Source organism: Sphingopyxis sp., assembly GCF_025869345.1.
Classification (GTDB): Bacteria; Pseudomonadota; Alphaproteobacteria; order Sphingomonadales; family Sphingomonadaceae; genus Sphingopyxis.
The window spans coordinates 1-3,567 of the sequence record NZ_JAOZVW010000136.1; the positions used below are offsets into that span (position 1 = coordinate 1).

Below are 3,567 nucleotides of genomic sequence, written 5' to 3' on the forward strand. Positions count from 1 at the left end.
CCCGCCTCCCCCCCGGAGTTGACCGGGGGCCCCGCTTTTCCGGTGTCGCTGAGCGGGGCCCCGGATCAAGTCCGGGGTGACGGCTATGGAGATGTGAACATCAGGCAGATTGACGCTTGCGACCGACCGAAGATGCCGCTTAACTCCGTTTCCATGCGAAACCTTACCGCCCCGCTCGCCTTCGCCGCCGCCATGCTGGCCGCGGCGCCCGTTCACGCCAAGCCCGCCGATACCGCGACGGCGAAGAAGATCCTCATGGACAGCGTCGCGATCCCGACGGTCGAGGGGCGTGGCAAGGTGCCCGAACTGGCCGCTTACTATGCAAGCGTGCTCAAGGCCGCGGGATACAGCGACGTGGATATCGAGATCACCCCGATCGGCGAGACCGCGACCTTTGCCGCGACGCTGCGGGGCACGACCAAGGCGAAGCCGATCCTGCTGCTCGGTCATATGGACGTCGTCGAGGCCGATCCCAAGGACTGGACCCGCGATCCCTTCGTGCCGGTCGAGGAGAATGGCTATATCTTCGGCCGCGGGTCGGAGGACAACAAGTTCGACGTCGCGATGATGGTCGCGACGATGGCCCAGCTCAAGAAGGACGGCTTCAAGCCGAAGCGCTCGATCATCCTGCTGCTCTCGGGCGACGAGGAAACCTCGATGACGACGACGCGCGCGCTCGCCGCCAAATATAAGGACGCCGAATTTGCCTTGAACGGCGATGGCGGCGGCGGGCTGATCGGCGAGGACGGCAAGGCGAAATATTACGGGCTGCAGGCGGGCGAGAAAACCTACGCCGACTATGTGCTCGAAGTGACCAACCCCGGCGGGCACAGCTCGCGCCCCGGCCCGGTCAATGCGATCGTCGAACTCTCCGAAGCGCTGGCGAAAATCGGCGCCTATCGCTTCACGCCGCAGCAGAATGAGCTGACCAAGGTCGGCATGCCGATCGTCGCCGATCAGGTCGGCGGCGATATCGGCGCGGCGCTGAAAGCCTTCGCCGCCGATCCGGCCGATGCGAAGGCCATCGCGACGATCCGCGCCGACCCCGAATATGTCGGGCAGATCGGCACCACCTGCGTTCCCACGCTGGTCAAGGGCGGCCACGCCGAAAATGCGCTGCCGCAGCGCGCGACCGCGAACATCAACTGCCGCATCTTCCCCGGCGTCGGCATCGAGGCGGTGCGTGCCGAACTCGAAAAGGTGATCGGCGATCCCGCGGTCAAGGTGAACACCGACCCCGATGCCACGGCGAGCGACGCTTCGCCGTTGCGCCCCGACGTGGTGGCGGCGGTGACCAAGACGGTCCATGCGCGCTTCCCCGGCCTGCCGATCATCCCGTCGATGAGCGCGGGGGCGACCGACAGCCTCCATTTCCGCGCCGTCGGCGTGCCGAGCTATGGCGTCGCGGGGCTGTTCAGCAAGGCGAGCGACAGCTTCGCGCACGGCCTCAACGAACGCGCGCCGGTCGCCGCGATCCCCGGCGCCCTCGCGCATTGGGACAGCCTGCTGCGCGATTTGTCGAAATAAGCGGCTCAACGTCGCCCCCGCCGTCGCGGGGGCGACGTTAGACGAGCGCCCTCACCGCGCGCTCGACCATCTCCACCGCCGCTTCGGCGCCGAAGCTCGTCGAGTCGAGCGACAGTTCGAGCCATAGCCCGTCGACCATCGCGGTCAGCAGGACCGCCAGCCGCCCGGCGTCGGCGGCGCCGCACGCGGTCAGCAAGTCGGCCAATCGTTCGCGATAGCCCGCGTAGCTTTCCGCGTGAATCGCCGCCATCCGCGCATCGCTGCGCGCGAGCGCCCAGAAGGCGGTCCAGGCGCCGAGCAGCGCGGGATCGGTGACTGGCGGGCGGAAGCTCGCGGCGAGGTAAGCGGTCAGCCGCGCGGGCGGATCGTCGCCCGCGCCTTCGACTGCGCCCGCGAAAATCGCGTCCATCCGGTCGCTCGTCGCGGCGTAGGTGGCGGCGACCAGATCGTCGATCCCCGCGAAATAATGGCGCAGCAATCCCGGCGACACCCCCGCCTTGGCGCAGATGGCGCGAACGGTCGTTCCCGCGAGCCCCTGTTCGGCGAGCACCGCCGCGGTCGCCTCGATCAGGCCCGTCCGGCGGGCATCGGCGCTTTCGCGCGTAAAGGCTTGGCGAGCGGCGGTCATCTTGTTATACATATGTATAACAAGGAACGAGCCATGGCAACTGCACCCCTTTGCGATTCGAATATCGACCCGCTCGACGGCTGGTCGCTTCCGGCCTGGACCTACAGCGATCCCGAATTCCACGCGGCCGAAATGGACCGCATCTTCCGCCCGAGCTGGCAGGTGGTCTGCCACGACAGCGACATCCCCAACGCCGGCGACTGGCACAGCATCGACTTTTGCGGCGAAAGCGTGATTCTGGTGCGCGGCGCCGACCATATCGTGCGGGCCTTCACCAACGTCTGCCGCCACCGCGGCTCGCGCCTCGTCGATGGCGCGGCGGGCTGCGCGAAGAAGTTCGTCTGCCCCTATCACGCCTGGACCTACGAACTCGACGGCCGGCTGACCGGCGTTCCCGATTCGGCGAGCTATCCGACGCTCGACAAGGGCAAGGCCGGGCTCGTCCCGGTCGGGCTCGAGCAATGGCGCGGCTTCTGGTTCGTCCGGCTCGACGACGACGGCGGCCCGTCGGTCGCGGCGATGATGGCGCCTTATGAGGCGATGATCGCCCCCTATCGCTTTGCGGACCTCGGCGCGCTCGGCCGCGTCACGCTGCGCCCGCGCGCGGTCAACTGGAAGAATGTCGGCGACAATTATTCGGACGGCCTGCACATCCCCGTCGCCCACCCCGGCCTCACGCGGCTGTTCGGAAAAAGCTATGGCGTCGAAGCCGAATCCGGGGTCGACCGCATGTGGGGCGACCTGAGCGACCGGCCCTCGGCGAACTGGTCCGAACTCATGTATCAGCGCCTGCTACCGCCGGTGCCGCATCTGCCGGAGGCAAATCAGCGCCACTGGCTCTATTTCAAGCTGTGGCCGAACATCGCCTTCGACATCTATCCCGACCAGATCGATTTCATGCAATGGCTGCCGACCGGCCCGACGAGCTGCCTGATCCGCGAAATCAGTTACGTCCTACCGGATGAGCGCCGCGAGATGAAGGCCGCGCGCTATCTCAACTGGCGCATCAATCGTCAGGTCAATGCCGAGGATACCGCGCTGATCACGCGCGTTCAGATGGGCATGCAGTCGAAGAGCTTCACCATGGGGCCGCTCAGCGACAAGGAGGTCTGCCTCCGGCATTTCTGTTCGCGGATGCGCGAGATCATCCCCGAGGCGCGGCTGGAGCAGGCGCCGCCGGCGGGGTGGAGCAAGTAAATCCCCCTCCCGCTTGCGGGAGGGGTTAGGGGAGGGCTTGTTCCCTCCAGGCATCGAAACCACGGGACAGGCCCAACCCCCGCCCCACCCCCAAACGGGGGGGGCGGAAGTGCGAGGATACCAAAAAAAAACTAGGCGGGGGCCCCCCCCGGCTGGTAGCGGGGGCGCACGAGGCGCGCGCCATGGAGATCGTGCGCGAGGAATATCCGGAGTGC

3 protein-coding genes are annotated in these 3,567 nt (G+C 67.1%); 2 read left to right on the forward strand and 1 reads right to left on the reverse strand.

What is annotated here, in order from left to right:
- Positions 1-153 precede the first annotated feature (153 nt).
- A complete protein-coding gene (locus tag OJI97_RS14555) occupies positions 154-1,527 on the forward strand; it encodes a M20/M25/M40 family metallo-hydrolase (RefSeq protein ID WP_297664631.1) in 1,374 nt (457 codons plus the stop codon).
- A gap of 37 nt (positions 1,528-1,564) precedes the next feature.
- Here the strand turns inward: OJI97_RS14555 and OJI97_RS14560 are convergent, their stop codons facing one another.
- Positions 1,565-2,155 (reverse strand): TetR family transcriptional regulator C-terminal domain-containing protein, encoded by a 591-nt coding sequence (locus OJI97_RS14560; protein WP_297664632.1) that lies wholly within the window; start codon positions 2,153-2,155, stop codon positions 1,565-1,567.
- Between the two features lie 33 nt (positions 2,156-2,188).
- On the opposite strand from OJI97_RS14560, the gene OJI97_RS14565 reads away from it, so the two are divergent.
- The gene (locus tag OJI97_RS14565; RefSeq protein WP_297664633.1) at positions 2,189-3,352 is read left to right on the forward strand and encodes an aromatic ring-hydroxylating dioxygenase subunit alpha; all 1,164 of its coding nucleotides are present in this window, start codon (positions 2,189-2,191) and stop codon (positions 3,350-3,352) included.
- The last annotated feature ends 215 nt before the right edge of the window (positions 3,353-3,567 follow it).